General features: G+C 63.5%; 24 protein-coding genes and 1 tRNA gene. 10 read left to right on the top strand and 15 right to left on the bottom strand.

Annotation, left to right across the window (positions count from 1 at the left end; translation table 11 throughout):
• Window positions 1–95 precede the first annotated feature (95 nt).
• The 5 genes from LB551_RS27520 (at window position 96) to LB551_RS27500 (ending at window position 7,502) form a co-directional block, all read left to right on the top strand.
• Window positions 96–2,177 (top strand): ABC transporter substrate-binding protein, encoded by a 2,082-nt coding sequence (locus LB551_RS27520; RefSeq protein ID WP_224661166.1) that lies wholly within the window; start codon window positions 96–98, stop codon window positions 2,175–2,177.
• A 112-nt stretch (window positions 2,178–2,289) separates the two neighbouring features.
• Window positions 2,290–3,297: an ABC transporter permease gene (locus tag LB551_RS27515; RefSeq protein WP_140686535.1), complete on the top strand. Its 1,008-nt coding sequence runs from the start codon at window positions 2,290–2,292 to the stop codon at window positions 3,295–3,297.
• The gene (locus LB551_RS27510; RefSeq protein WP_224629537.1) at window positions 3,298–4,434 is read left to right on the top strand and encodes an ABC transporter permease; all 1,137 of its coding nucleotides are present in this window, start codon (window positions 3,298–3,300) and stop codon (window positions 4,432–4,434) included.
• Between the two features lie 10 nt (window positions 4,435–4,444).
• Window positions 4,445–6,112: an ABC transporter ATP-binding protein gene (locus LB551_RS27505; protein ID WP_224661165.1), complete on the top strand. Its 1,668-nt coding sequence runs from the start codon at window positions 4,445–4,447 to the stop codon at window positions 6,110–6,112.
• A 19-nt stretch (window positions 6,113–6,131) separates the two neighbouring features.
• On the top strand, window positions 6,132–7,502 hold the full coding sequence (locus tag LB551_RS27500) for an alpha-glucosidase/alpha-galactosidase (RefSeq protein ID WP_224661164.1): 1,371 nt from the start codon (window positions 6,132–6,134) through the stop codon (window positions 7,500–7,502).
• Window positions 7,503–7,515: 13 nt separating this feature from the next.
• Here the strand turns inward: LB551_RS27500 and yacG are convergent, their stop codons facing one another.
• The 9 genes from yacG to LB551_RS27455 form a co-directional block, all read right to left on the bottom strand.
• Window positions 7,516–7,713, bottom strand: a complete 198-nt coding sequence (gene yacG / locus LB551_RS27495) for a DNA gyrase inhibitor YacG (RefSeq protein WP_140552671.1) — start codon at window positions 7,711–7,713, stop codon at window positions 7,516–7,518.
• Complete coding sequence (locus LB551_RS27490) at window positions 7,710–8,336, bottom strand: Maf-like protein (RefSeq protein ID WP_224661163.1); 627 nt, start codon at window positions 8,334–8,336, stop codon at window positions 7,710–7,712. The genes yacG and LB551_RS27490 overlap by 4 nt, the downstream gene beginning before the upstream one ends.
• A 22-nt stretch (window positions 8,337–8,358) precedes the next feature.
• A complete protein-coding gene (gene infA, locus LB551_RS27485; protein ID WP_006200926.1) occupies window positions 8,359–8,577 on the bottom strand; it encodes a translation initiation factor IF-1 in 219 nt (72 codons plus the stop codon).
• Window positions 8,578–8,773: 196 nt separating this feature from the next.
• On the bottom strand, window positions 8,774–9,184 hold the full coding sequence (locus LB551_RS27480; RefSeq protein WP_263496077.1) for a low molecular weight phosphatase family protein: 411 nt from the start codon (window positions 9,182–9,184) through the stop codon (window positions 8,774–8,776).
• Between the two features lie 48 nt (window positions 9,185–9,232).
• Window positions 9,233–9,718, bottom strand: coding sequence for a UPF0262 family protein (locus LB551_RS27475; RefSeq protein WP_224629554.1), 486 nt, complete (start codon window positions 9,716–9,718; stop codon window positions 9,233–9,235).
• A gap of 5 nt (window positions 9,719–9,723) precedes the next feature.
• Window positions 9,724–11,016, bottom strand: a complete 1,293-nt coding sequence (gene hisD / locus LB551_RS27470) for a histidinol dehydrogenase (protein WP_224661162.1) — start codon at window positions 11,014–11,016, stop codon at window positions 9,724–9,726.
• 3 nt (window positions 11,017–11,019) lie between these two features.
• Complete coding sequence (locus LB551_RS27465) at window positions 11,020–11,454, bottom strand: DUF2948 family protein (RefSeq protein WP_224661161.1); 435 nt, start codon at window positions 11,452–11,454, stop codon at window positions 11,020–11,022.
• Between the two features lie 149 nt (window positions 11,455–11,603).
• Complete coding sequence (gene murA, locus LB551_RS27460; protein WP_224661160.1) at window positions 11,604–12,896, bottom strand: UDP-N-acetylglucosamine 1-carboxyvinyltransferase; 1,293 nt, start codon at window positions 12,894–12,896, stop codon at window positions 11,604–11,606.
• Between the two features lie 127 nt (window positions 12,897–13,023).
• On the bottom strand, window positions 13,024–13,200 hold the full coding sequence (locus LB551_RS27455; RefSeq protein ID WP_224661159.1) for a hypothetical protein: 177 nt from the start codon (window positions 13,198–13,200) through the stop codon (window positions 13,024–13,026).
• A gap of 160 nt (window positions 13,201–13,360) precedes the next feature.
• Between LB551_RS27455 and LB551_RS27450 the strand changes: the two genes are divergently transcribed.
• Both LB551_RS27450 and LB551_RS27445 read left to right on the top strand, forming a co-directional pair.
• Window positions 13,361–13,435, top strand: a tRNA-Thr gene (locus tag LB551_RS27450).
• 405 nt (window positions 13,436–13,840) lie between these two features.
• Window positions 13,841–15,229 (top strand): multicopper oxidase family protein, encoded by a 1,389-nt coding sequence (locus LB551_RS27445; protein ID WP_224661158.1) that lies wholly within the window; start codon window positions 13,841–13,843, stop codon window positions 15,227–15,229.
• 21 nt (window positions 15,230–15,250) lie between these two features.
• Here the strand turns inward: LB551_RS27445 and LB551_RS27440 are convergent, their stop codons facing one another.
• The 3 genes from LB551_RS27440 to LB551_RS27430 form a co-directional block, all read right to left on the bottom strand.
• Window positions 15,251–15,538, bottom strand: a complete 288-nt coding sequence (locus tag LB551_RS27440) for a PTS sugar transporter subunit IIB (protein WP_140513359.1) — start codon at window positions 15,536–15,538, stop codon at window positions 15,251–15,253.
• Window positions 15,539–15,555: 17 nt separating this feature from the next.
• Window positions 15,556–16,017 carry a PTS sugar transporter subunit IIA gene (locus tag LB551_RS27435; protein WP_140552662.1) on the bottom strand — a complete coding sequence of 154 codons (462 nt, stop codon included), beginning with the start codon at window positions 16,015–16,017 and terminating at the stop codon, window positions 15,556–15,558.
• Window positions 16,018–16,091: 74 nt separating this feature from the next.
• Window positions 16,092–17,498 carry a PTS galactitol transporter subunit IIC gene (locus tag LB551_RS27430; protein ID WP_140562198.1) on the bottom strand — a complete coding sequence of 469 codons (1,407 nt, stop codon included), beginning with the start codon at window positions 17,496–17,498 and terminating at the stop codon, window positions 16,092–16,094.
• 590 nt (window positions 17,499–18,088) lie between these two features.
• Here LB551_RS27430 and LB551_RS27425 point away from each other — a divergent pair.
• The 3 genes from LB551_RS27425 (at window position 18,089) to LB551_RS27415 (ending at window position 20,101) form a co-directional block, all read left to right on the top strand.
• On the top strand, window positions 18,089–19,402 hold the full coding sequence (locus LB551_RS27425; protein WP_224661157.1) for an NAD(P)H-dependent oxidoreductase: 1,314 nt from the start codon (window positions 18,089–18,091) through the stop codon (window positions 19,400–19,402).
• A 64-nt stretch (window positions 19,403–19,466) separates the two neighbouring features.
• Complete coding sequence (locus LB551_RS27420) at window positions 19,467–19,709, top strand: type II toxin-antitoxin system VapB family antitoxin (protein ID WP_140552658.1); 243 nt, start codon at window positions 19,467–19,469, stop codon at window positions 19,707–19,709.
• Window positions 19,709–20,101, top strand: a complete 393-nt coding sequence (locus tag LB551_RS27415; RefSeq protein WP_224628304.1) for a type II toxin-antitoxin system VapC family toxin — start codon at window positions 19,709–19,711, stop codon at window positions 20,099–20,101. Before LB551_RS27420 ends, LB551_RS27415 begins: the two co-directional genes overlap by 1 nt.
• A gap of 68 nt (window positions 20,102–20,169) precedes the next feature.
• Here LB551_RS27415 and proC read toward each other — a convergent pair whose 3' ends face one another.
• The 3 genes from proC to LB551_RS27400 are packed head-to-tail and all read right to left on the bottom strand — an operon-like array spanning window position 20,170 to window position 23,358.
• A complete protein-coding gene (gene proC / locus LB551_RS27410) occupies window positions 20,170–20,985 on the bottom strand; it encodes a pyrroline-5-carboxylate reductase (RefSeq protein WP_224661156.1) in 816 nt (271 codons plus the stop codon).
• A 59-nt stretch (window positions 20,986–21,044) separates the two neighbouring features.
• Window positions 21,045–22,391 (bottom strand): O-antigen ligase family protein, encoded by a 1,347-nt coding sequence (locus LB551_RS27405; RefSeq protein ID WP_224661155.1) that lies wholly within the window; start codon window positions 22,389–22,391, stop codon window positions 21,045–21,047.
• Complete coding sequence (locus tag LB551_RS27400; protein ID WP_224661183.1) at window positions 22,360–23,358, bottom strand: glycosyltransferase family 2 protein; 999 nt, start codon at window positions 23,356–23,358, stop codon at window positions 22,360–22,362. The genes LB551_RS27405 and LB551_RS27400 overlap by 32 nt, the downstream gene beginning before the upstream one ends.
• Window positions 23,359–23,466 lie beyond the last annotated feature (108 nt).

Genomic DNA, 23,466 nt, shown 5'->3' with positions numbered 1-23,466 from the left:
GGCGCATCCACGGGAGGTAGATCCACCGCAGTCAGCCGTCCAGGCACAAGACGAGCAGCAGCAAAACAAAACGTCTGAACACGAGGGAGGAGACAATGAGGAACATACGCAGCATTGGCATGGTCGCGGGACTGGCGCTGAGCGTCTCCATTCCGGCGCTCAACGCTTTCGCGTCCGAGCCGACGGTCCCGCCGGTACCGGCGACGTTTCCGGCCGAAGGCAAGATCACCTATGTGCCGCGTGACTCCATCCTGGAGTTCAAGGCGCTGCCGCAATATCACGAGCCGGATTGGGTGACCGAGAAATACGTCAAGGCCGGCAAGCTGCCGCCGGTGAAGGACAGGCTGCCGAAGGAGCCGCTGGTCTTCAAGACGGGAAACATGCCGGATGGCATCGGTGTCTACGGTGACACGATGCGCCATGTCATCGGCGGGCGGCCGGAAGGCTGGAATTATGGCGCCGGCCAGACGCAGGGCTGGGGCGGCATCGACATCGGCCTATCCGAGTGCCTGACGCGCACCGCGCCGCTGTTCCAGGTCGAGGCCAAGGACACCGAGCCGCTGCCCAACCTCGCCAAAAGCTGGGATTGGTCGACGGATGGCCACAAGCTCACCATGCATCTTGTCGAGGGCGCCAAATGGTCCGACGGCGCGCCCTTCAACGCCGACGACGTCATGTTCTACTGGGATGACGAGGTCATCGATCCCAATGTCTCTCCACTCAACGGCGCGACGCAGGAAACCTTCGGCGTCGGCACGACGCTGAAGAAGATCGACGACTACACCGTCGAGTGGACCTTCAAGGAGGCCTTCCCGAAACAGTATCTCTACGCAATGGCCTACGGCACTTTCTGCCCCGGCCCCGCGCGCATATTGAAGCCGCAACATCCGAAATATTCGAAGAACACCTACGACCAGTTCAAGAACGCCTTCCCGCCGGAATATATGAACATGCCGGTCATGGGCGCCTGGGTGCCGGTCGAATACCGGCCCGACGACATCATCGTCATGCGCCGCAATCCTTACTATTGGAAGGTCGACGAGAAGGGCAACCAGCTGCCCTACCTCAACGAGTTGCACTACAAGCTGTCCACCTGGGCCGATCGCGATGTCCAAGCGGTGGCCGGCTCGGGCGACTTCTCCAACCTGGAGCAGCCGGAGAACTTCGTCGCCTCGCTGAAGCGGGCTGCCGAGGCGAATGCGCCGGCCCGTCTTGCCTTCGGCCCGCGGCTCATCGGCTACAATCTGCGCCTGAACTTTTCCGCCAATGGCTGGGGCAACCCGGATGAGCGCGGCCAGGCGATCCGCGAGCTGAACCGCAACGAGGATTTCCGCAAGGCCGTCACCATGGCGCTCGACCGCAAGGCACTCGGCAACTCGCTGGTCAAGGGGCCGTTCACCGCCATTTATCCTGGTGGCTTCTCCTCGGGCACCAGCTTCTATGACCGCAAGTCGACGGTCTACTATCCTTTCGACCTCGAGGGCGCCAAGGCCGAACTCGCCAAGGCCGGCCTCAAGGATACCGATGGCGACGGTTTCGTGAACTTCCCGGCCGGCACCGCCGGCGGCAAGAATGTCGAGATCGTCATGCTGGTCAACAATGATTACGGTACCGACAAGAGCCTCGCCGAAGGCGTCGTCGCCCAGATGGAGAAACTCGGGCTGCGGATCGTGCTAAACGGCCTCAACGGCACGCAGCGCGATGCCTCGCAGTATTCCGGGCGCTTCGACTGGCTGATCCGGCGGAACGACCAGGAGTTGACCTCCGTCGTGCAGAACACCGTGCAGCTCGCTCCCGTCGGCCCCAAGACCAGCTGGGATCACCGCGCACCTGAAAGCGGCGAGGTCGACCTGATGCCTTTCGAGAAGGACCTCGTCGACATCGTCAACAAATTTGTCACGTCTGAGGACAATGATCAGCGCGCCGCCCTGATGAGAGACTTCCAGAAGATTTCGACGGAGCACGTCTACAATATCGGCCTGACGGAATATCCCGGTGCGCTGATCGTCAACAAACGCTTCTCCAACGTTCCAAAGGGCACGCCGATCTACATGTTCAACTGGGCAGAGGATTCGATCATCCGAGAACGGGTCTTCGTGGCGGCCGACAAGCAGGCGAAATACGAATTGTTCCCGGAAGAGCTGCCCGGCAAGCCTGGAGACAAGGGACCGATGTAAGTTTACCTCCCCTGACTGAGACCTCCGGCCGCGCCGCTGGCGCGGCCGGACAAAGGCAACCTCCGAACGCACCAAAAAGACGCGATCGGCAAGACGAGGAAGCGGACCGTCCATGCTGCGATTTCTGCTCATGCGCATAGCGTCGGCAATCCCGGTCCTTGCCATACTGAGCCTCGTCACCTTCGCCATCATCCAGGCACCGCCCGGTGACTATGCCGACTACATCCGCTCGCAGTTGATCAACCAGGGCGGCGCTTCCTTCGCCGAAGCCGACGCGCAGGCCAACGCCTACAGGATCGAACATGGCCTCGATAAGCCGCTGCCCGTCCAGTATCTCAACTGGATCGGCGGCATCGTCACCCGCGGTGATTTCGGCTACAGCCTCTACTACAACAAGCCGGTGGCCGACGTCGTGGGCGAGCGCCTGCCGCGCACCCTCATCCTGGCGCTTGTGTGCCATCTGCTCGCCTCGGTGCTCGGCATCACTTTCGGCATCTGGGCGGCGACCCGGCAATACACCTGGATCGACTCGACACTTTCGGCCATCTCCTTCCTCGGCATGACGGTGCCGCGCTTCCTGATGGCGCTGATCATCGTCTATCTCCTGGTCTTCCAGTTCAACGTCTCGGAGATAGGCAGCTTCTTCTCGCCGCAATATGGCGGCGCGCCATGGTCGTGGGCAAAGTTCGTCGATCTGGTCAAGCATGTCTGGCCGGTAGTCGCGATCGCCACCTTCGGCGGGCTCGCCTACAACATGCGCGTCATGCGCGGCAATCTGCTCGACACGCTGAATGCGCAATATGTCGAGACGGCCAGGGCCAAGGGACTGACCGGCAGCGCCGTCGTCATGCGACACGCCGTGCCCAATGCGCTGCATCCGCTGGTCATGTATCAGGGCGTGGTGCTGCCTTACATGCTGACCGGCGAAATCGAGACGGCGATCATCTTCGCGCTGCCGACCGTCGGCCCGGCGATCGTGGGTTCGATGGCGGTCGGCGACGTCTATGTCACCGCCACTTTCATGATGGTGCTGTCGGCGACGCTGATCGTCGGCAACATCATCGCCGACATGTTGCTGGTCCTGCTCGATCCGCGCGTGCGTCAGTTCGGGGAGAGCTAGATGCTGGCCCGCGATACATCGCCACCGCCGCTGCCGGCCGAAGGACCTGTCGAGAGACCCGCGCGCGGCAACGAGAGCTACACCGCGCTCGTCTGGCGCCGGCTGAAGCGCTCCTGGACCGGCATGGCGGGGTTCTGGCTCGTCGTGCTGCTGATCCTTATGGCGGTGTTCGCGGAGTTCCTGGCGCCGATGGATCCGAAGGTGACCGATGTCGCCTTCGCGCCGCCGCAAACCCCTGTTTTCCACGACAGGGACGGCAATTTCGTCGCCCGGCCCAGGGTCTATGCGCTGGCGGATTCGGCGGATCTCGATCCGGTCACCTTCCAGCCCATCGTCGGCCCTGACTATGATCATCCAAGACTGCTCGGCTTCTTCGTCGAGGGCGCGCCCTACAGGCTCTTCGGGCTCATTGGGGCGAACCGGCATTTCTTCGGCTCGATGGACGGCCAGCCGGTGCATTTCCTCGGCACCGACAAGTTCGGACGCGACGTGCTCTCGCGCGCCATCCATGGCTCGCGCGTCTCGCTGATGATCGCGCTGACGGTGGTCTTCATCATCACCGTCATCGGCACTACGGTCGGCATGGCTTCCGGCTATTTCGGCGGTCGGTTCGATGTCTGGATGCAGCGCTTCGTCGAACTCGTGCTGGCCTTCCCGCAGCTGCCGCTCTATCTGGCGCTGACGACGCTGATCCCGGTCACCGCGCCCACCAACGTCTTCCTCGCCTTCGTCATCATCGTGATGTCGGCGCTGGGCTGGGCGCAGATGTCGCGCGAGGTGCGCGGCAAGACGTTGGCGCTGGCGCGCATTGAATACGTACGCGCCGCCATGGCGGTCGGCGCCACCGACCGGCGCATCATCATGCAGCACATTTTCCCCAATGTGATGAGCCATGTGATCGTCGCGGTGACGTTGGCGATCCCCACGGTTGTGCTGCTCGAATCCTTCCTCGGTTTTCTCGGCTTCGCGGTGAAGCCGCCGCTGATCTCCTGGGGGCTGATGCTGCAGGACACCGCGACCTATTCGGTCATCGGCACTTATCCCTGGATCCTGTCGCCGGTCGGTTTCGTGCTGGTCACCGTCTTTGCCTTCAACGCGCTCGGCGACGGGCTGCGCGACGCCGTCGATCCGTATTGAGGTGGCTGGGATGACGCTCGCGCTCGCCGAACCCTTCGCACCTTCCGTCCGGCATGACCATGGCGGACGCCAGGGAGAACCCGTGATCGATGCCCGCAACATCGAGGTCGCCTTCAAGGTCGAGCACGGCACGGTCGAGGCGGTCAAGGACGTCTCGTTCCAGCTCTATCGCGGCGAGACGATTGCCATCGTCGGCGAATCCGGTTCCGGCAAATCGGTGACGGCGCGCACCGTCATGGGATTGCTGTCCCGGCGCGCCACCGTGTCGCCGAGATCGACCGTCTGTTATGATGGGCAGAACATCCTGAAGTTCCCCGAGAGCGCCCGGCGCAAGCTGCGCGGCAACCGCATCTCGATGATCTTCCAGGAGCCGATGAGCTCGCTCAATCCAATCTACACGATCGGCAGCCAGATCGTCGAGGCGATCAGGGTTCATCGCAAGGTCGGCCGGCGGCAAGCCTGGGCACGGGCGCTCGAACTCCTGCAGCATGTCCAGATCCCGGATCCGGTCGCGCGGCTCAAGCAATATCCGCATCAGCTTTCGGGCGGCCAGCGCCAGCGCGTGATGATCGCCATGGCGCTGGCCAACGATCCCGACGTGCTCATCGCCGACGAGCCGACGACGGCGCTCGACGTCACCGTCCAGGCTCAGATCCTGAACCTGATCCGCAATCTGCAGAAAGAGCTGCGTATGGCGGTGATCCTGATCACCCATGACCTCACGGTCGTGCGCAAATTCTCCGACTACGTCTATGTCATGCAGCATGGAGAAATGCGCGAACACAACGTCACCGAACGTCTGTTCTCCGATCCCCAGCATCCTTATACGCAACGACTGCTTGCCTCCGAACCGCGCGGGCGGCCACAGCCGCTGCCGGAGGGCTCCGGCACCATTCTCGAAGCGAACGGGGTACGCGTCTGCTTCATGCTGCGACACGGCACTTTCCTCAAACCGGACTGGCGCGAGCTGGTCGCCGTCGACGATCTCGATCTCAAGCTTTGTCGCCACGAAACACTGGGGCTGGTCGGCGAATCCGGCTCCGGCAAGACCACTTTTGGCCAGGCGCTGCTGAGGCTGATCGATGCCAAGCGCGGTGAGATCCGTTTCGACGGCCAGCCTATCCAAGGTTTGTCTCGCAATGAGATGCGGCCGTTGCGGTCGCGCATGCAGATCGTCTTCCAGGATCCCTTCTCCTCGCTCAACCCGCGTATGACGATCGGGCAGATCATCGAGGAAGGGCTGGTCGTCAATAGCATCGGGGCGACGCGGCGCGAGCGGGTCGAGCGCGTGCGCGAGGCGCTGGTCAGCGCCGGCATGCCGGGCGACATTCTCTCACGGTTCCCCCACGAATTCTCCGGCGGCCAACGCCAGCGCATCGCCATCGCCCGAGCCATCGCATTGGAACCCGAATTCATCCTGCTCGACGAGCCGACTTCGGCGCTGGACCTCTCCGTCCAGGCGCAGATCATCGATCTCTTGCGCAAGCTTCAGGACGAGCGTGGCTTGAGCTATCTCTTCATCTCGCACGACCTCAAGGTGGTGCGCGCTCTGTGCCACCGCGTCATCGTCATGCAGCACGGCAAGATCGTCGAACAGGGACCTGTCGACGAGGTCCTCACCAATCCCAAGACCGCCTACACCGAACGGCTCGTCCGGGCCGCTTTCGACGTGGCCTGAACACATGCCGGAGGTTAGCGTGGCAAGAAATCCCAGGATCACTTTCATCGGCGCCGGCTCGACCGTGTTCATGAAGAACATCGTCGGCGACGTGCTGCAGCGGCCGGCGCTTTCGGGCGCGACGATCGCGCTGATGGACATCGATCCGCAGCGCCTGGAAGAGAGTGCCGTCGTCGTCAACAAGCTGATCGCGACGCTCGGCGTGAAGGCGAAAGCGGAGACCTATTCCGACCAGCGCAAGGCGCTGGCCGGCGCCGACTTCGTCGTCGTCGCCTTCCAGATCGGCGGCTACGAGCCCTGCACCGTCACCGACTTCGAAGTGCCGAAGAAATACGGCCTGCGCCAGACGATCGCCGACACGCTCGGCGTTGGCGGCATCATGCGAGGCTTGAGGACCGTTCCGCATCTGTGGAAGATCTGCGAGGACATGCTCGCCGTCTGCCCCGAAGCGATCATGCTGCAATACGTCAACCCGATGGCGATCAACACCTGGGCGATATCGGAGAGATATCCAGAGATCAGGCAGGTCGGCCTCTGCCACTCGGTGCAGGGCACGGCGATGGAACTGGCGCACGATCTCGATCTTTCCTACGAGGACATCCGCTATCGCTCGGCCGGCATCAACCACATGGCGTTCTACCTGAAGTTCGAGCATCGCCAGCCCGACGGCTCCTACCGCGACCTCTATCCAGATCTCCTGCGCGCCTATCGCGAGGGCCGTGCGCCCAAGCCCGGCTGGAATCCGCGCTGCCCCAACAAGGTGCGTTACGAGATGCTGACCCGGCTCGGTTATTTCGTCACCGAAAGCTCCGAGCATTTCGCCGAATACACGCCCTATTTCATCAAGAGCGGCCGTCCCGACCTGATCGAGAAATACGGCATTCCGCTGGATGAATATCCCAAGCGCTGCATCGAGCAGATCGAACGCTGGAAGGGCCAGGCGGAAGCCTATCGCTCGGCCGAGCGCATCGAGGTCGAGCAGTCGAAGGAATATGCCTCCTCGATCATGAATTCGGTCTGGACCGGCGAGCCGTCGGTGATCTACGGCAATGTCCGAAACAATGGCTGCATCACCTCGCTGCCCCGCGAATGCGCCGCCGAGGTGCCGTGCCTGGTCGACGCCTCCGGCATCCAGCCGACTTACATCGGCGATCTGCCGCCGCAATTGACGGCGCTGATCCGCACCAACATCAACGTGCAGGAACTGACGGTGCGGGCGCTGATGAGCGAGAACCGGGAACACATCTATCATGCGGCGATGATGGATCCGCACACGGCAGCCGAGCTCGATCTCGACCAGATCTGGTCACTGGTGGATGAGCTTCTTGCCGCTCACGGCGACTGGCTGCCAGCCTGGGCGCGGACAAGCCGCAAGACTGAAGCTGCCTGATGGGCTCGGTCTCTCATTTCGGCTCGTCGGCGTCTGGTTCTTCCTCGTCGTCGCGGGCTTTGATGACATAGGCGCCCTTCAGCCAGCGGTTGAGGTCGATGTCCTTGCAGCGCTTCGAGCAGAACGGATAGGTCTCGCGCGCCGAAGGCTTGCCGCATTCGGGGCAGGGGCGCTTTGGCCGCAGCGGCGTCACCTTGTCGTCCGAGCTCATGGCCGCGCCGTGGACCAGTTTTGATGGACTTTGAAGCCTTCGCCCGAAAGCAACGCGACGGTCTCGTAAAGCGGCAAGCCGACCACATTGGTGTAGGAGCCGACCAGCTTGACGACGAAAGCGCCCGCAAGCCCCTGTACGGCATAGCCGCCGGCCTTGCCGCGCCATTCCCCCGACGCGACATAGGCGTCGATCTCCTCGCGCGGCAGCCGCTTGAACCGCACCCGCGTCTCGACAAGCCGCTGGCGCAGTTTGCCGCCGGGCGTGATCAGGCAGATGCCGGAATAGACCCGGTGCGAACGCCCCGACAGCAATCCGAGACAATTGGCGGCATCGTCGAGCGTCTCGGCCTTGGGCAGGATGCGCCGCCCGACGGCGACCACCGTGTCGGCGGCCAGCACCAAGGCCGGCGCGTAGTCGGTTTCCGACTTCAGCGCGGCGAACGCCTTTTCGGCCTTTTCCTTCGAAAGCCTTTTGGCCAGCGAGCGCGGATGCTCGGCACGCAGCGGCGCCTCGTCGATGTCGGCAGGCAGTATGCGGTCCGGCTCGATGCCGGCCTGCTGCAACAGTTCGATGCGGCGCGGCGAACCCGAGGCAAGCACCAGCTTCAGCAAAATGCTCATCGCGGACCAGTCGGCCTTGATCTTACTTGAAACGATAGGTGATGCGGCCCTTGGTCAGGTCGTAAGGCGTCATCTCGACCAGAACCTTGTCGCCGGTCAGCACGCGGATGCGGTTCTTGCGCATGCGGCCGGCCGTATGGGCTATGATTTCGTGTTCGTTTTCGAGTTTCACCCGGAACATGGCGTTGGGCAGCAGTTCCGTGACGACACCCGGAAACTCGAGGACTTCTTCCTTCGGCATTCGATACCTTTGCTTGGATGGTTTCCCGGCGTTTAGAGCATGATGCCGAAAAGTGTGAAGCGGTTTTCGGACGACATCATGCTCTACTTCTTTGATCTGGAGTCGGATCCTGTCAGGTCGAAGAGACCCAACCGCATCCGACTCCAGCCGGAAATTCGGCGGAACCTATATGATAATCGTCGGCTTGTGAACACGCTTAATCCGTCGCGTTTTTTGCTTCCGGAAGCAAAAAACGTCGGCCTATGCGCAACTTCAGCCGTTCGCGCACATCGCGATAGGCCGCGATGATCTGCTCGCGCGTGCCGCCGGCGCCGGTGGGGTCCGGCGTCGGCCAGTATTCGACCTCGACGGCGAGCGAGCGGGTGAGCTCCAGCGCGGCATGGTGCGCCTCCGGCGCGAGCGTGACGATGAGATCGAAATAGTCGTCTTCCAGTTCGTCCATCGTCCTTGGGTGGCGCTCGCCCAGCGACAGGCCTTCCTCGGCAAGCACGGCATCGACGAACGGGTCACGCTCGCCGCTGCGCACGCCCGCCGAGGCGACGAAGGTGGTGGCCGGCAGCATGCGCCGCGCCAACAGCTCGGCCATCGGCGAGCGCACGGCATTCATGCCGCACAGGAACAGGATCGAACGGGGCGGCGCGCCGGCGGTCAGGGGTTAACCCCGCCAATGGAGCACGCAGACCAGCGTGAACAGCCGGCGCGCCGTGTCGAAATCGATGTCGATCTTGCCGGCGAGCCGGTCCATCAACGTCTGCGAACCCTCATTGTGCAGGCCGCGGCGACCCATGTCGATCGCCTCGATATGGCTCGGCGTCGAGGAGCGAATGGCGTCGTAATAGCTTTCGCAGATCAGGTAGTAGTCCTTGACGATGCGCCTGAGCGGCGTCAGCGACAGGATATGGGTGACCACGGCGGAACCGTCGTCGCGCGTCACGGCGAAAACCAGGCGGGACTCGGCCAGCGACAGCTTCAGCCGGTAGGGGCCGGCGCCGCTGTCGTTGACCGGTTGAAAACTGTTCTCCTCGATCAGGTCGAAGATCGCCACCGCGCGTTCGTGCTCGACGTCGGGCGTCGAACGGCCGATCGATTCATCGAGTTCGACATCGATCAGCCTCGCACGGGTTTGATCGGAGCCCGACATGGCGCCTACATGTTCAGCCGGATAGCGACGGAGCGTCCATGCGCGTCGAGCCCTTCCGCCTTGGCCAGCGCGATCGCGGCGGGCCCCAGCGCCCGCAATTGCTCGGGCCCGAGCTTCAGGATCGAGGTGCGCTTGACGAAATCGAGTACCGAAAGGCCTGACGAGAAACGCGCCGAGCGCGCCGTCGGCAGCACGTGGTTGGAACCGCCGACATAGTCGCCGATGGCTTCCGGCGTATGGCGTCCGAGAAACACGGCACCGGCATTGTGCATCCGCGACAGGAAACCCTCGGCGTCGTCGATTGCCAGTTCGACATGCTCGGCCGCGATGCGGTCGACCAGCGGCAGCGCGGCCTCGATCGCCTCGACCTCGATCACCGCGCCGAAATCGCGCCAACTCGCCGCCGCCGTCGCCGCCCGCGGCAGGCCCGGCAACTGCCGTTCGACCGCCTCCGCAACCGCCTTGCCAAAGGCCGGATCGTCGGTGATCAGGATCGACTGCGCCGACGCATCATGTTCGGCCTGGGCCAGGAGATCGGCGGCGATCCAGTCTGGATCATTGTCGCCATCGGCCACGACGAGCACTTCCGAGGGGCCGGCGATCATGTCGATGCCGACCGTGCCGAACACCTGGCGCTTGGCCGCCGCGACATAGGCATTGCCAGGGCCGACGATCTTGGCGACCGGCTTTATCGTCTCGGTGCCATAGGCCAGGGCAGCGATCGCCTGGGCGCCGCCGACGCGATAGATTTCCGGCACGCCTGCAAGGTCGGCGGCCACCAGCACAAGCGGATTGATGATGCCGCCCGGTGCCGGCACCACCATGACGATGCGCTCCACGCCGGCGACCTTGGCCGGTATGGCGTTCATCAGCACCGAACTCGGATAGCTCGCAGTGCCGCCCGGCACGTAAAGCCCGACCGCCTCGACCGCGGTCCACCGCCAGCCGAGCTCGACGCCCGCGGCATCGGTAAAGCGGTCGTCCTTCGGCCGCTGCCGCTCGTGATAGGCGCGGATGCGGTCGCGCGCGAATTCGAGCGCCTCGATCGTCTGGTGGTCGCAAGCGGCATAGGCGCGGGCGATCTCGTCCTTCGACACGGCAATGCCGAGTTCCCTGAGGTCGGCCCGGTCGAAGCGTCTGGTAAAGTCGACGAGGGCGGCGTCGCCGTCGGCGCGCACGCGCGCGATGATCTGGCGCACGGCCGCGTCGACATCGGCCGACACTTCCCTCTTGGTGGTGAGGAAAGCGGCGAAACGCTGTTCGAAATCGGTGTCGGACTGGCGAAGCGTGATGGCCATCGCTCAGGCCCTGTGCACGGGACGCGACGTGGCGTCCCACGCGCCGCCGACATCGGCAAGGCGGGCCTCGATGCATTCGACATCGAGCATGATCGCGCCGCCTCCTGAAAAGATCAGCTCGACGATGCCGGCCGGCTTGCTGATCTCGATGAAGCTGATCGCCAGCAGCGACAGCACTTCGGCCGGCTTGTCGCGGGCAATGCCGCTGGTCTTGGCGCCCAGAACCCGATCGAAATGCAGCACGGCCTGGCGCCGCTCGTTGTGCTGGCGAAAGAAGCCCGATTTGGCCTCCCAGACGAAACGGTTCATGGTCAGCACGAAACGCTTGGCCGCGGGAAGGTATTCAAGGTCCGAGACTTTCATCACGGCGTCCTGGACATGGGCGGAGACGATGCTCAGGTCCTGGTCGTCGAGGGCGATAAGCTTGAGGCCGTTCATGCGGATTTCGCACCTGAAAATTGACTGTTCAGCCTTCTGTTAGAGCATGATCCCGAAAAGTGGAAACCGCTTTTCGGAAAAGATCATGCTCGAGCAGGAATCCGGAGGTCGTTCCGGTCCGCGCAGCCGTGAGGCGGGCTGGGATCGGCCTAAGCCGAAATCCGCTCGATCACGGCGCCGCAATTGGACAGCTTTTCTTCCAGCCGCTCGAAGCCGCGGTCGAGATGATAGACGCGGTTCACCGTGGTTTCGCCTTCGGCCGCCAGGCCGGCGATGACCAGCGAAACGGAAGCGCGAAGGTCGGTCGCCATGACAGGCGCGCCCTTCAATTTCGGCACGCCCTCGACGATCGCCGTCTGGCCCGAAAGCGTGATGTGGGCGCCCAGGCGCGCCAGTTCCTGCACATGCATGAAGCGGTTTTCGAAGATCGTCTCGGTGATGCGCGACTTGCCCTTGGCCATGGTCATCAGCCCCATGAACTGCGCCTGCAGGTCGGTCGGGAAGGCCGGGAAGGGCGCCGTCGTCACGTCGACCGGCGAAATGCCGGCGCCGTTGCGCTTGACGCGGATGCCGGAATTCGTCTGCGTGATCTCGGCGCCCGTCTGCGAGATCACGTCCAGCGCGGTCTGCAGCAGGTCGGGACGCGCGCCTTCGAGCACGACGTCGCCGCCGGTCATGGCGACGGCCATGGCATAGGTTCCGGTCTCGATGCGGTCCGGGATGACACGCACGCGCGCGCCCGACAGCGCCTCGACGCCGTCGATGGTGATGGTCGGCGTGCCGGCGCCGGAAATCTTGGCGCCCATGGCATTGAGGCATTCGGCGAGGTTGACGATCTCGGGCTCGCAGGCGGCGTTTTCGAGCACCGTCTCGCCCTTGGCGAGCGACGCGGCCATCATGAGCACATGGGTGGCGCCGACCGACACTTTCGGAAAGACGTAACGGTTGCCGACGAGGCGGCCGTTCCTGGTCTTGGCGATGACGTAGCCGGTGTCGACGTCGATGTCGGCGCCCAGCGCCTGCAGGCCTTCCAGGAACAGGTCGACCGGCCGCGTGCCGATGGCGCAGCCGCCCGGCAACGACACCTTGGCCTCGCCCATGCGGGCCAGCAGCGGGCCGATGACCCAGAACGAAGCGCGCATCTTCGACACCAGTTCGTAGGGGGCCGTCGTGTCGACGATGTTGCGGGCGGAGAAATTGATGGTGCGCGAATAGCCTTCATTCTGCTTTTCGCGGCGTCCGTTGACCGAATAATCGACGCCGTGATTGCCCAGGATGCGGATCAGCTGCTCGACATCGGCAAGATGCGGCACGTTTTCGAGCGTCAGCGTGTCGTCCGTCAGAAGCGACGCGATCATCAACGGCAGGGCGGCGTTTTTCGCGCCCGAGATCGGAATGCTTCCGGCGAGCTTGTTGCCGCCGACAATTCTGATGCGATCCATGAAAACTATCCCCTCGGCCCCGAAAGCCGGTTTCAATCGTTTGAGTATCGGCCCGTCTAGACCATCGGCCAAGCTGGTTCAAGAAATAGGATTTCCTGGCACCCGACCCAAGAGTGGCTGATTTGAGTTAATCTTTTTGTATTTCCTTCGCCGCGCCGAGCCCGTCAGGCCGCTGGTCGGCATCGCCGGCGCGCCGCGAGCGCGACTGCGCCTTGCGTTTTAGCAGATTCGCGCGCAGCTGCTCGGCCAGCCGGTCCTTGCGGCCGGTGCCGCCCTTTTTCGGTGGAGTTGTCGTGTCGTTCATTGTCCCGTCCTGGCCGGCGGCCGGCCAGCCCGCTATTCAGGCATAACCAACATTGTGGCGCGGCCATGTCATCAGAACCTATCCGGCAAGGCTTTCACAGATGCGTTGCACTTGGCCTTGCGCTTGCCGGTTCGATATGGCAGAAGCCCCGCCATCAGCGGCTGCGGTAGCTCAGTGGTAGAGCACTCCCTTGGTAAGGGAGAGGTCGAGAGTTCAATCCTCTCTCGCAGCACCAGCCTATCCGATATTTTCAGCGCTATTCGCCCCGTTCTTGTGTCTTTGCGGCACCAATGGGAAAAACAAGGCGCATCCCGGCACCTGAATCCGAGGATTTCGCGCAAGGTTGGTTCCCGTTTGCCGGCAATATCTTACGAATCGGGGCTTCAACGACATGGTCTGGCACCGGATCGCGCACAGTCGCACAATCCGGTCGCGCGTCGGCTAGCCCGTCCGTTCCTCTCATTGAAGATGAGAAAATTCGGCATACACGTTCCCGCCGAGACGGCGGGGCGAAGCGCGTCCGCGCAGACGGCGCTGGCCGCGGCTTCATCGAGACGCATATGCCGATATCGGCATTTGCGCTGGCCGTCCGATCGTGATTCAAGTCGGCGATTCCGAGGGCTTCCCGCTGGAGCGCAGCATGAGCTTGATCACACGCCGTCGGCTTCTGAAATCGGCCGCTGTTGCCGGTGTGGGCGGGCTCGCCGCGATGGGCAGGCTTGGCGGCTGGGCCGCCGCCACGCCCGAGCCGGTGGTGCTGCGGACGGCCAAAATCCAGGCCAAGCTGATGGAGGTCGGCCCGACCAGGGACGTGCTGACCTATGGCAGCGCCGGAATGCCGCCGGTGCTGAGGATGAAAAAGGGCGAGCCCTTCGCCGCCCGGCTCGTCAACGCCATCGATGACCCGACGACGATCCACTGGCACGGCGTTCGGGTCCCCAACAGCATGGACGGCGTTCCGTTCCTGGTCCAGCCCTATGTCTATACCGGCGATCACTTCGATTATGCCTTCACGCCGCCCGATGCCGGCACTTTCTGGTACCACCCGCATTGCAACACGCTGGAGCAGATGGGACACGGCCTGACCGGCGTGATTGTGGTCGAGAACCCGAACGATCCGAAATTCGATGCCGAAATCGTCCTCAATCTGCGCGACTGGCGTCTCGGCGACGACGGCCAGTTCATCGACCAGTTCCGGCCGCGCGATGCCGCGAGAACCGGCACCTATGGCACGGTGCGCACGGCCAACTGGCTCGACCAGCCGCACTATGACGCGCCGGCCGGCGGGTTGGTGCGGCTGCGCGTCGCCATCACCGACGTGACGCGCATCTATGCCTTCCGCGTCGAGGGCGCGCAGGCGACGGTGATCGCGCTGGATGGCAATCCTGTGCCGCGGCGTTTTTCGCCCGATGCCTTGCTGCTTGGCCCGGGACAGCGCATGGAACTCGCCATCCGCATGCCCGACGAGGAGGGCGCGGTGGTGAGCCTGCGGGACGTCAGGGGCACCAAACCCAAGGTGCTGGCGACCTTGCGTGCGGCCGGCCAGTCGCTGAGGCGCGACATTCGCGATATCGCGCCGCTGGAGGCCAATCCGGTGGCGGAGGTCGATCTCGGCGCGGCCCGGCATATTTCGCTGGCCCTCAGCGCCACGGCCGAGAACGTTCCGGGCGACGGCATATGCGGTTCGCTCGGCTACAGTTTCTGGGCCATCAACAAGGTGCCGTGGCCGGGTGACACGCCGGATCCGACCGCGCCGCTGGCCGAATTGAAGCGTGGCAGGAGCTATGTCATCGACATGGAGAACCTGACGCCGCAATCGCATCCGATGCATTTGCACGGCATGAGCTTCAAGGTGCTGTCATCCTCGACGCGGCAAATTGAGCCGCTGATTTCCGACACCTATCTCATCCAGCCCAACGAGAAGGTCAGCCTCGGCTTGGTCGCCGACAATCCCGGCGACTGGCTGCTGCACTGCCACATCATCGAGCATCAGAAATCGGGCATGACGAGCTACGTCAGGGTGACTTGAAACCGAGTCGCGCGCCGCGGCCTATTTGCGCAGTTGCGCCTCGATCTCGTCGAGCACCTTGTCCTTGCCGATGCCGGTGAGGAAGGCGAGGCCCTTGATGACCGGCTTGGTCACCGAAGCCGAGATCGGCGTCGTCGCGACGATGAAGTCTACGCTGTCGGCCAGCCCCGGTACTTCGGTCGCCTTGGCCTGCTGGGCGTTGAAGGTCAGGCCGCGCTGTTTCATCGCCTCGGTGACGGCGACGTTGACCGCGGTCGAGGTGGCTATGCCCGTGCCGCAGGCAAAGAGAATTGTTTTCTGTCTGGACATCTCTTGCTTCTCCTTGTTCAGCCGAGCACGGCCCGAACGTCGTCTAGCGTCCTGGCCGCCCTCAGGCCGTCCAAGGCTTGCTGGTTCTGGATGGTGGCCATGACGGCCTGCAGCGCTTCAATCTGCTTGTCCTTGTCATTGATGGCAAGCAGGAAGACGAAGCCGACCGGCAGCTTCTCGTCGGGGTCTTCCATGTTTGCGAAGACGACGGGTTGGCGCAATGTGCCCAGGGCGATCCCGGGCTTCAGCACATGTTCCGGATCGGTGTGCGGCACCGCGACATTGTCGGGGCGCTCCAGCGGCAGTCCTGTCGGGATGGTCAACTCGCGGCGCACGACCGCATCGGCGTAGGAACTTTTGACATAGCCGAGGGTCTCGAGCCGGCCGGCCAGGATGCGGATGATCTGCTCATTGGTCGAGGCATCGGATCCGAGCACGATCGCTTCGGGATCCAGAAGTTGCATGAGTCCGTCAGACATGTTTTTGCTCCGTCGATAAAATCATGCGCCCGGGGAGGGCGCACGATCATTTCAACCGTCAGGCGTGATGAGGCTCAGGCCGTGCCTTCGGCCGGCTCGTCCTCGGCGCCGGCTGCCCGTTCCCAGCCGAGCGTGTTGCGGCGATAGAGGACGAACAATGCCGCGATGACCACGGCGATCACGACGATGCCGGCAAGGCCAAGTCCCTGGATCGCCTCGATGATCACATAGGGCACCCACAGGAAGCCGTCGACGACGGAGGTGATCTGCAGCGCGTCTGCCGGGAGCTTGAAGCCCGAGGCGACGGCGGCACTTGTGAACAGCGGCGCCAGCGCGTTGGCGACGTAGAAGCCGATCGCCAGCGTCACCGTGCCGATCACCACCATGCGGAACACATTGCCTTTGACCAATGGCGCGGTCATGGCGACGATGAAGGGAATGACCGCCAGGTCGGCGAACAGGATGACGCGGTTGCCCGGCAGGATCACCGACAGGATGATCGCGATCGGCACCAGGATCAGCGACGAAGAGATCGCTGCGGGGTGGCCGATCAGGATGGCGGAGTCCAGGCCGACCAGAAGTTCGCGGTCGCCGGTGCGCTTGCGCACGAATTCCTGCGCCGCGTCCGAAACCGGGATCAGCCCTTCCATCAGGATCTTCACCATGCGCGGCAAAAGCAGCATGACGGCCGCCAGGGTCATGCCGGTACCCAGCACCTTGGCGAGCACCGTACCGAGATCGCCCGCATTGTAGAAGGCGATGGCGCCGAGCACGAGGCCGATGATCAAGCCGAGCACGACAGGCTCGCCGAACACGCCGAACCGGCGCTCGATGGTCTCGGTGTTGATGTTGATGCGGTTGATGCCGGGAATGCGATCCATGATCCAGTTCAGGATGATGGCGATCGGCAGGATCTGCGCCGAGGCCAGGTGCGGCACGGAAATGCCGGGCACGCCGTAGAACTGCTGCACCGCGCGTGCCGACCAGTCGGCGAACAGCAGCGACAATGCCGCGACCAATGCCGCGATGGCGATGCCATAGGCCAGATTGTCGGTCGCCGCCACGACCAGCGAGCCGACAAAGGCGAAGTGCCAGAAGTTCCAGACGTCGACATTGAGCGTGCGCGTCATGCGCGTCAGCAACAGCACGATGTTGACCAGGATGCCGACGGGGATGACCCAGAGGCCGACCGACGAGCCGAAGGCGATGGCGGCCGCCGACGGCCAGCCGACATCGATGATGTCGCGATGAATGCCTGTGTTGGTGACGATGGCCTTGGCGACGTCGCCAATCGACGTGAACATCAGGCCAAGCACGAGGTTGATGCCGATGAAGGCGACGCCGATGGTGACCGCGGCGCGAAAGGCCTTGCTGACCTTTGCGCCCAGAACGACGGCTATGATGAAAATGACGATCGGCAGCAGCACTGTTGCGCCGAGCGTGTCGATGGCCCCTTTGAGCCCTGCAAGAATAGTATCCATTTGTCCTCCCCTGGAGCACCGAGCCCGACCCCCGGGTTCGAAATGATGCTCCGTTGACCTCCAACGCCTTTGCCGCCAACCTCGGAGCAAAGGCACTCCCCGTTCTGCCCGCGAGCCGGAATATGTCCCGCTCGGTGATGCGGATGAACATTTGCCTTCGCTGGCGAACGAATGTTTTATTGAGGCAGTTCAAGGCAATGTCAATTGGCAAGTCTTTGAACCCAAGGCAACGAATCCGGGCTGACGGAGCCTTTGCCTGCGCGCTCTTGACGGACCATTGAACGCAAAAACCCGCCTGTGCGGCGGGCCCGTGGCGCAACTCAGCACCATGGGCAAATATGTAGCATAGTTGCCCTCACCCAGTCAAGAAAAAATTCCTATCACGGGAAACTGCCGGCAAAGCCTGGCTGGCAGCCGTCGGGTCCTTGGCGCCCCGAGTTCGGAGCCCCGCTTCGGGCCAGTTGGGACCGGGGCGAGCGCGTCTGTACCGCGCGATTCATGGGAAATCGATGGGCCGAGGCCAGTTTCGTTGGCAAGGAAGGACTATTCCCTGCTAATCCGATGCGAACCAAAACTTTGGACATCCCCGCATGACCAACGTCGCGCTGACCGGACTTGCCCGAGATCTCGCCCGTCGCGCCGCCGAGGGCCGCCCGGTGCGCATCGGCGTCATCGGTTCGGGCGAGATGGGTACCGACCTGGTTACACAAGGCATGCTGATGCCCGGCATTTCGGTCTGCGCGGTCTCGACAAGACGTCCGCATACGGCGCGAGAAGCGGTCCGCATTGCCTATGGTGACGAAGCGAAGGCCGTCGAAGCCGATACCGCTTCGAAAGTCACCGCGGCGATCGAGGCGGGAAAGATCGCCATCACTTCCAACGAGATGCTGGTCACCAATCCGCTGGTCGACGTTGTCATCGACGCCACCGGCAAGCCCGGCGTCGCCGCCGATTTCGACCTGATGGCGATGGAGCATGGCAAGCATCTGGTGATGATGAATGTGGAGGCCGACGTCACCATCGGCTGCTATCTCAAGCAACAGGCCGACCGGCTTGGCGTCGTCTATTCGGTCGGCGCCGGAGACGAGCCCTCGAGCTGCATGGAGCTGATCGAGTTCGCGTCCGCGCTGGGCCTGACCATCGTCTCGGCCGGCAAGGGCAAGAACAACCCGCTCAACCACGATGCCATGCCCGACGATTATCGCGAGGAAGCGATCCGCCGCAACATGAACCCGCGCATGCTGGTCGAGTTCGTCGATGGTTCGAAAACCATGGTCGAGATGTGCGCCATCGCCAACGCCACCGGGCTGGTGCCCGACGTGCCCGGCATGCACGGCCCGAAGGCCGACCGCGATGACCTCGCCAAGGTGCTGATCCCGCGCGAGCACGGCGGGCTGCTCACGAAAAAGGGCGTCGTCGACTACACCGTCGGCAAGGGTGTGGCACCCGGTGTCTTCGTCATTGTCGAGGCGACCCATCCGCGCATCGTCGAGCGCATGGACGACCTGCATATCGGCCGCGGTCCCTATTACAGCCTGTTCCGGCCCTACCATTTGACCTCGCTGGAGGTCCCGCTGACCGCGGCCCGCATCGTGCTCTTCGGCAAGCCCGACATGGTGCCGCTGCCAAGGCCCGTCGCCGAGGTATGCGCCGTCGCCAAGCGCGACCTCGTAGCCGGCGAAACCTTCGATGCGATTGGCGAAACCTGCTATCGCTCCTGGACGATGACCGTCGAAGACGCTCGCGCCCGGCGCGCCGTGCCGGTCGGCCTGCTCGAAGGCGGCAAGGTGCTGAAACCGGTCAGGAAAGGCGAGCTGCTGACGGCCGACAACGCCGCGCCCGACCAGACGACGAGGCTGTTCGGCTTGCGCCGGCTGCAGGACGAGATGCTGTACGGAAAATAGGTCGCTGTGGCGCCGTCATGACAAGTGCACTATATTGTAGTGGCATGTCGCTGAGGACCGATTAATGAACCTCCAGATCAGAGACCCGCGGGCACGTGAATTGGCACAGCGGCTCGCCGCCAAACGTAAGATTTCAATGACCGAAGCTGTTATCGAAGCGCTTGAGTCGGAATTGAAACGGGAAAGCGGACGCATTCCCCTGGCGAAGCGGCTGTCTGCGATCGCCGATGACCTTAAGACCAAAGCCGGCCACGGCGGCCGGCCTGTGAGCAAGGATGAGATCGACGACATGTGGGGACATCCCTGATGTTCGTCGACACCTCCGTGGTCGTCGCAATTCTTTCGGCAGAAGGGGATGCCGGCGAATGGAGTGACAGGATCGCGGCAGCACCACGCAAGATTACTTCCGCGCTGGTGGTGCTTGAGGCAGCGATGCGGCTTTCCACCATGCTTGCTGTCGAGCCGCTGGTTGCGGAAACGGCGATAGAAGCGTTTCTGCGCGAAGCCGAAATCGAAATTGTGCCGATCGGCGCCGACGATGCCAAACTCGCCATCCAAGCGTTTTCAGACTACGGCAAGGGACGTGGGCACCCCGCGCAGCTCAACCTTGCCGATTGCTTGTCCTATGCTTGCGCGAAGGGCCACGGCTCGGTTTTGCTCTACAAGGGCAACGACTTCTCACATACGGATCTCGCTTAGAGCAATTCCAGGAAAAGTGTGAGCGGTTTTTCGTCCAGAATTGCGTCAAAACAAAGAGTTAGATCGCTCTATTTCCCCAATTCGATCGACCGCAGCCGAGCCGCTTCCACTGCTTGCGTGAGAAGATTGGTCAACCGGTCATCGCCCATCAGCACTGCCAGCGCGGCCGCCGTCGTGCCGTTCGGGCTGGTCACCTGCTGGCGCAGCAGGCCCGGCTCCTCGCCGCTTTCGGCGGCGAGCGAGGCGGCACCATAGACGGTCTGCATGGCGAGCAGCTTGGCGGTCGCCGCCGGCAGGCCCGCCTTCTCTGCGGCGACGGTCAGCGCTTCGATGAAATGGAAGATATAGGCCGGGCCCGATCCCGACACGGCGGTCACCGCATCCATCAGTCCCTCGTCCTCGATGATGGCCACTTCGCCGCTGGCCGACAAGAGGTCGGCGACGAAGCGCTTGGTGTCGTCGGAAACCAGCGGATTGGAAAACACCACCATCATGCCCTTGCCGATGGAAGCAGGCGTGTTGGGCATGCAGCGCACGACAGGCGCCCGGTCGCCCAGGATTTGCTCGAAGGTGGCGACCGGCGTGCCCGCGGCGATGCTGACGAAAGTGGTGCGCCCCTCGCCGAAACGTTTGTAAGCGGCCGTCACGTCGCGGATCACCTGGGGCTTGACGGCGATGACGATGAGATCAGGCACGGCACCGGCCGGAATATTGGCGGCGTCGGCAGCCGTGCCGCATCCGAGTGCGGCCGCGCGCTGGCGCAGGTCGGCATTGGGCTCGACCACGAAAACGGCCAACGGTGCAAGCTTGCCGGATTTCAGCCAGCCCGAGAGCATGGCGTAACCCATATTGCCGCAGCCGGCGAGAACAAGCCTGATCGTCATCGAAAGCCCTCCGAGGAAAGGCTTCACATAAACGCTCGCGGATCAACGGGGAAGCCCTGTCAGGTGGAGTGGCCCAATCGCGCGCCACGACCGGCGTTGCGCACCGCGATCGGACGCAGCGAAACTTGCCTGAGCCCGAGCACGCCGAGCACGAAGAACAGCCACACCGGATCGCCGCGATGGAAGAAGAAGCTTTCGAGGAAGGCGTTGAGCGCGGCGAACAGCACCACCATCATGAAGAAGTCGCCGAGATAGATGTTTTCCTTGCGCAAGGGAATGCGCATGTAGTCGCGCAAAGGGGCGATCAGGAAGGTGTAGACCGCCACGCAAAGCGCCGGAATGCCCATCAGCACGGCGATGTCGAGATAACCGTCATGGCCGTGCACGATGGTCCTGATATCCCACGGCCGATCGAAGGGCTGATCCTGGTTGAGCAGCAGCGGCGTTCCCCAGAAACTCTCATAGCCGTAGCCGGTCCACGGTTTCTTCGCCAGCATCTCGCCGGCGAACTCCCAAAGCGTGGTGCGCCCGGTATAGGTCAGGCCGGGGAAATAGATCGCCGCCAGCTCTTTCACCGGCGGCAGGAAAACGATGCCCAGCGTGCCGACCGCGGTGGTGATGATCGCCAGCGCGAACAGGATCGGCGTGCCGAGCCGCATGCCGACGATGCTTGGAAACATGACGATCAGGATCGAGAACGGCACCAGGCCGGCCGTGGTCTTGGATCCGGTGTGCAGCATGAACACCATCGCCGCGAAGAAAATTCCAGCACCCCAGAACCGCTGCCCGCGCCGGAAGAGATAGAGGCCGGCGAAGCTGAGGCAGGCCATGACCGGGCCGGCGATGTTCTTGTGGGTGAAGACGCCGCGCCACAGGCCGGCATGTTCCGGTTCCTGCGAATCGGCCGTGTGCATCGCCTCGTGCGGAAAGACGATGAGGCCGAGATAGGAAAGGCCCATGACCGCCACGGCGGTGAAGATGATGACCTTCGAGAAGGAATCCGCATCGCGCGGCAGCACGAGGATCGTCGCCATGGTCAGGATGCCGATCATGGTGAAGGAGGCGGCGCGCATCGCCGAGGGCGGGTCGGTCGCCAGCACCACCGACAGGAAGAAGAAGCCCAGCATCAGCATCCAGGACGGGCTGAGCAGCGAGCGCACGATGCGCGGGTCGGCAAACGCCATCAGCGAGAAGATGGAAACGGCGCCGAGCGAGCCGAAGCCGAGCTGGTTGACGATGTCGCCGCCTTCGCCGGTGAGTTCGGCACCCGCGGGCTGGAACGGGCGGAAGGACACCATGATGACGGTGAACAGCAGCGCCGCGATCGCGGTTGCCACGCCGTCGCGCGTGAACGCTGCGCTGAGCGGCGCGCGCTCAGTTCTTTTCAGGCTGGCGGTATTGCTCATTGGCATATCCGAATTCGGCCAGCACACGGCCCAGCGCCACATGGACAGGGTAGATGGCGGCCGCGGGCGATCCTGTCCGTGCCAGCCTGGCGGCGCCGCGAAATGGCGAGACGGCAAGCAGGGTCAGGCTCTTCAGCAACACCTTGACGCCGGCCAGCGGGGTGCCGGCGCGTTTCTTCTTTTCGACCAGCGTCGATATCACGCCGTTGCGCAGGCTGCGGGCGCGGATCCAGTCGGCCTCGACCCGCCGGGCCGGGACGGTCTCGATCACGCTGGCCTCGGCGCACCAGCCAAGCACGAAGCCGCGCTGCGCCGCCCGGCTCAGGAAGTCGGAATCGCCGCCGCCCATGAAATTGAATTTCAGGTCGAGGAACGGCGGCCCCATGGCGGTAAGCACGTTGCGCCCCACCAGGAGATTGCCGGACGAATAGAGCGCCGGCACGAGGCCGGTCTTGCGGTAGGGCGGCGCGAAGACCGGATGCTCGGCCCAGCGCGCATGGGCGGGATCGGCAAAGTCGGGCACTTGCGGGCCGCCGACAATATCGGCGCCAAGGCTTTCAGCCGCCCCGCACATCCGTTCCAGCCAGTGCGGATCGGCTATCTCGTCATCGTCAATGACCAGCAGGTGCCTGAAATTCGGAAAGTGCAGGATCGCCGTCTGCCAGCCGGCATTGTAGGCGCTGCAATTGCCGCGCTGATGCGCGATGATCACCATGCCCGGCATCTCGCCGCGCTCGAACAGCGGCAGCGACGCCTGGGCGCCGGCACGCGCCTCGGCCTCGTTCTCCATGACGATGACGGCGAAGCGCCTGCCGGTCTGCTGCGCCCGCAGCGACGCCAGCGTTTGCAGGACCTGGTCCGGCCGCTTGAAGGTCGGCAAGGTGACGATGGCTTCGACGGCCTCCGTGTCAAGCCGGGGGGATCGTCCCGCGATCGATACCGAACCGTCCGATGGCAAAGGGATCATCCGTGTCAGCCGCATGGTGGGTCGCGTTCTGTTAGCACCACGACGATAACGTTTCGTTAATCACCTTTCACGGAGTGGCCCTTCAAGCCGGGGTTTGGGCCGTCGATG

The organism is Mesorhizobium sp. BR1-1-2 (assembly GCF_020165435.1).
Taxonomy (GTDB): domain Bacteria; phylum Pseudomonadota; class Alphaproteobacteria; order Rhizobiales; family Rhizobiaceae; genus Mesorhizobium.
Note: the sequence above shows the minus strand (reverse complement) of the source record. Positions and strands in the feature narration are given on the sequence as shown.